This window comes from Psychrobacter sp. (assembly GCF_030457785.1).
In the GTDB taxonomy this organism is placed as follows: domain Bacteria; phylum Pseudomonadota; class Gammaproteobacteria; order Pseudomonadales; family Moraxellaceae; genus Psychrobacter.
Genome location: NZ_JAKDUI010000242.1, coordinates 1 through 3,632 on the forward strand (window position 1 = coordinate 1; position 3,632 = coordinate 3,632).

Annotated in this window: 3 protein-coding genes; 1 reads left to right on the forward strand and 2 read right to left on the reverse strand. The window is 42.5% G+C overall.

The features are described 5' to 3' along the window. The first annotated feature begins 645 nt into the window (after nt 1–645). Nucleotides 646–1,524, forward strand: a complete 879-nt coding sequence (locus L0J61_RS09970; RefSeq protein WP_301466293.1) for a hypothetical protein — start codon at nt 646–648, stop codon at nt 1,522–1,524. A 599-nt stretch (nt 1,525–2,123) separates the two neighbouring features. On the opposite strand, the gene L0J61_RS09975 is transcribed toward L0J61_RS09970, so the two are convergent. Beyond that, nucleotides 2,124–2,858, reverse strand: coding sequence for a 4'-phosphopantetheinyl transferase superfamily protein (locus tag L0J61_RS09975; RefSeq protein ID WP_301466294.1), 735 nt, complete (start codon nt 2,856–2,858; stop codon nt 2,124–2,126). Nucleotides 2,859–3,048: 190 nt separating this feature from the next. Next, nucleotides 3,049–3,567 carry a peptidoglycan-associated lipoprotein Pal gene (pal, locus tag L0J61_RS09980; protein WP_301466295.1) on the reverse strand — a complete coding sequence of 173 codons (519 nt, stop codon included), beginning with the start codon at nt 3,565–3,567 and terminating at the stop codon, nt 3,049–3,051. Nucleotides 3,568–3,632: the final 65 nt, after the last annotated feature.

The window sequence follows — 3,632 nt, forward strand, 5'->3', positions numbered from 1 at the left end:
GATAAATTAATTTATTATGATGTAAATATATTTAATTAATACTACCAAAAAATAAATCATCAGAGCAGCTCGATGGACAAAAAAAGAGCATTCTCTGCAAAAACTACCAGTCCTCTTCAATTGCTACGATATCAAGTTTAGAGAAGGCTCAGTCATTCTATTAGTAAATTTGTTAGTCATCCTAGAGGGAATAGCTATAGCACTGATTCACATAGTTGACTGAATTGCCCAAAACTGTTCCTGAATGGTTCAAGTCGGTTTAATGTTGAATCCAAGAATTAAAAAGAGCTTTCGCATTTCGTGAGATACCAGTCATCAAGTGCAGCAATTCTGGCAAGTTATAATAATGACATACTTTGTATCATTATTACATACATATACGTTAAATTATTCAGCAATCATTTCTACGTTTCTTAACTGCTTCAAAAGGATTCTGTAACAGAACGCTTAGGTTTTGCCTGATAATGAGGTAATCATTACAAGAAACATGCAGTCTTTACATAACGGTAAATAAAAGTTGTATTCATAGGGGTGACTTTTTTCTCAGAAGTTGTTTTAATCTCCTTCAACGAAATGATGGATTCAAAAAGAAGTTTAACTGTCATTTTTTTTGTGCGATATATTCCACACTTTAGGAGAGTACTTATGAGATTTATTAAATTAACAGCGGTTTCTGCTGCCGTTCTTGCATCAACTGCTGCTATGGCAGCCGATCCAGCTAACAATGCTCAAGGTGTCGATGCTGCGTATGGAGCTGAGCCTACTAATTATGAAGCTCAACCTACCAACAACGGCGTTTTAGCTAAAACTACTGGCGCTGTTCGCAACACTACTGGTGCTGTCGTTGGTGGTACCAAGACTTTATTTAATACGGCTGTCAATCCAGCAGCCGTTAGTGCGGAAGTTGGTACTTTAGGTTATGGTGCAAACATTGGATGGGCGCTAAACGAAAACACTGAACTGCAAGCTGGTTGGGCAGGTGGCAATGCAGCTGAAATGTTCGGCGGTGACCTAGATGTTAACGGTGTGAACTACGATGTTGATACTGACTTCAGTAACCCATACCTAGGTGTGCAGCTACGCCCTGCTAGTAACTGGTTTACGATGGGCGCCGGCATCATCGTTCCTGACAATGACATCGACGTAACTGCTAATCCTAGCGGCGGCATCAGTGGTTTCTACGAAATTGATGATATTAAATATGAGGCGAGCGGTGTTGGGCTGGAGGGTACGCTAGAGCATCGTAACAAGCTAGCACCTTATGCAACTATCGGCTTCCGTCCAAACATCACCAATAACTGGGGTGTGTTCGGTGAAATCGGTGCAGCTTACATGGGCAAAACCGATGCTACTGTTACTAGCTTAGATCCTACTCAAGATCTTGTTGCAGAAGATTCTAATGGTAATTCAGTGCCAGAACTGACGGGTAAAGATCTAGCAGCTTCAGCAGAGAAAGAACTAGAAAACGAAGACTACCTAGAGTGGATGCCGATCGTTAAAGTTGGTGCAACTTACCGCTTCTAATTCAATCACAGCCACTAGGCTGTCATTGAAAGAAAAACACGAGTAAATAGAAAACGACCCTTTCGAGGGTCGTTTTTTTTATTGTTCAAGTTTTTGTCTTTGTGAAAATGATTATTTACGTATGGATTTTGGTAGCCACTTTATAGCTGCTTGGGCTGGTAACCACTCCGACGAGGATAAAGGGTTCATTCTTGTGCCGCACGACTGCGCTTTGTCAGCTTTGATGGATAATCACCATCATGATCTTATAGCTTTTCGCTCACTATCAACCAAACAATAACAGGTACGACGACCGCCATTCGTATCCATACCTTATCTTTAAAGCTGGTGGCGAAATACGAGGCTCTTTTTTTTCTCAATCTCTTCCTATATTTCACGCACAACCTAGCGATTCGTGTTCTGTTTGATATTTTTCTATGTTTCATTATCAACCTGCCGGCTCATGTTTTGTTAGTAGATGCCTTATTCAGACACCTACCGTTCTAAGAATATTCTTCTGTGTCGTCACTCATATTCTTGAGGTATTGCTTATTTGACTGCGGTAGAGGGTCGGTATCAATAGTAACTTGGAGCAATAACATATAGCATTATATAAGGTTCTAAAAAACGGCCACAGTTTGCTGATTGGGAAAAATGACAACTTGATAATCGGCGACTCTATAAGGAAGGGTAGTCGAAGTGCGGTCTGTTTTTATGCTGCTTATCAAATCAGCCACGAGGTGAGAGTAGTCCACAGCCAAACCTTGCGCCAGTGTGTATTGATGAATTTTGATGTGGCTTTCTTTTATTTGCCACAGTAGTTTGGCGACCAAATTTCGCTCAGTAGTTGGTAATGACTGTAATATAGCGATTTCACTGTCAGGGTAAAAGCGTTTTACGACGTGCCAAGCAACATTAGTGGCTTCTATATCGATGCCAACAGGATGATGACGACTGAGAATGACAGCCACTTTATTATTCAATCGAGCGTCGGTGGTGTGAGCGATGTGTTTGGTGTTATTTTTACTATCAGCACCTGTATGGCTAAAGCACACGTAATATTTGCTATTGATAAGCCGATAGGGAAACGCTGTCTCATTTAGGGTGTCGTGAATGTGCAGTTGGTCTAGTAGGCGCTGCAACAGCAACCGAACGCCTTTACGCTGTATTTGGCGCTGATGATGAGCAATGTTGCGGGCTGATAAGGCTGTAGCGGACTGATACTGCTGCCAATGACGACTATTAAGGTTACTGGTGTTCGTGGGTGATATAGTATTGTTACTTTGCCATAGATCATTTGCTATAAGCAGTTGAAAACCAGATAAGCGTTGGGGCTCGCTAACCTGTGCGGTCATACACCAGGTGCTAGGATCGAGCTGAGTGTAATTGACTTGCGTTAATAGTATGGATTGGGTCATTGGTTTTTATTACATAGCTGTGTGGGGGTATGTCATCAATTGACACATTTGAAAGTGGTAAAAAGCCCAGTAATATTAAATTACTGGGCTTTCCGGTCACATTAAGCGCTGCCAATACATGTCTGTCTTAGTAAGACAGTTCAGCACGGCGATTTTGTGCATAGGCTTCTGCGGTATTACCAGCAGCAGCAGGGCGTTCCTCGCCATAGCTGATGACACGGATATTATTAGTAGCGACACCTTGACCAGCAAGATAGCTACGAGCTGCTTGGGCACGGCGTTCACCGAGTGCTATGTTGTATTCACGGCTGCCACGCTCATCAGTGTGACCAGCGATTACGACACCTGCTGATGAGTTTGAGCTTAGCAAGCTTGCGTGCTGATTGAGGACACTCGCTGCTTGTGCGGTGATGTCGCTACTATCATAATCGAAGTAAACCACTGCTTGTAGATCTTCTGCACCAGTAGTCACTGCGCTTGAGTTGTTTACAGAAACCGCACCGCTGTAGTAACCTTGACCACTTGGTATGCCTAGAGGGGCGACGACGACGTCAGAGGTAGAGCGCTTGTTGGCGCAACCTGTGGCAAAGACGATAGCGCTTGACAATACAGCAAGTCCTGCGACCTTAGAAATACTAATTGACATGATGAGCTCCTAAAAATTTTTATTAAATTTGTTTTTAACTGCTGTCGAAAAAACATAGGCAATTG

What these genes read in the sequence shown, in the direction of transcription:
- L0J61_RS09970 (WP_301466293.1), top strand. Translation starts at nt 646, where the DNA reads ATGAGATTTATTAAATTAACAGCGGTTTCTGCTGCCGTTCTTGCATCA.
- L0J61_RS09975 (WP_301466294.1), bottom strand. Translation starts at nt 2,858, where the DNA reads ATGACCGCACAGGTTAGCGAGCCCCAACGCTTATCTGGTTTTCAACTG.
- pal (WP_301466295.1), bottom strand. Translation starts at nt 3,567, where the DNA reads ATGTCAATTAGTATTTCTAAGGTCGCAGGACTTGCTGTATTGTCAAGC.